Genomic DNA, 564 nt, shown 5'->3' on the forward strand with positions numbered 1-564 from the left:
ATCTACAGTAGTCACACCATTCGTTATGACGTCATTTTTCTCCAATCCCAATTCATCTACTTGACATGAGTACAAATCTGTGAAATAATAATCCCCCTCCAGGCTAGTGGTAAAATCAAAAGCATCTTCATCCAATAACTTGAGAGATAGATCCACGGTTGACTATAGGGGTACCGGATTCTGTGGTCACAACACCCTCGACGTCAGCGGTCATGTTGGCACAGATCTCGCTATGCGGCATAGCCAAAAAGACATTATCCTGCATTAGGCTGATACCTGTGTTATTCATGATCACATCATGTAAGGTGGTTTGCTTGATCCAATCTATTGTATACGACGAATGGTTGCCAGCCATGGGTGTAGAGCTTACAGAATACCAAGGCTACCAGAATGATATCAATCCACAGCTAGCCAATGTGTTTACGGCTGCTGCTTTCCGATTGGGCCATACTTTATTGAACAGTGTGATCCAACGAAGAGATAATAATGGAGAGATTATTCCGCAAGGTAATTTAAGCTTGCAGGAGGCCTTCTTCAATATTTTCTCCTTTATCGAAACGGGCG

At 42.9% G+C, this 564-nt stretch carries 1 protein-coding gene; it reads left to right on the top strand.

The window, feature by feature from the left end; translation table 11 throughout:
* Window positions 1-353 precede the first annotated feature (353 nt).
* Window positions 354-564 (top strand): peroxidase family protein (locus D5R40_RS33735; RefSeq protein ID WP_282433716.1); only part of this gene is annotated, 211 nt, incomplete at its 3' end.

It is taken from the genome of Okeania hirsuta (assembly GCF_003838195.1).
GTDB lineage: Bacteria > Cyanobacteriota > Cyanobacteriia > Cyanobacteriales > Microcoleaceae > Okeania > Okeania hirsuta.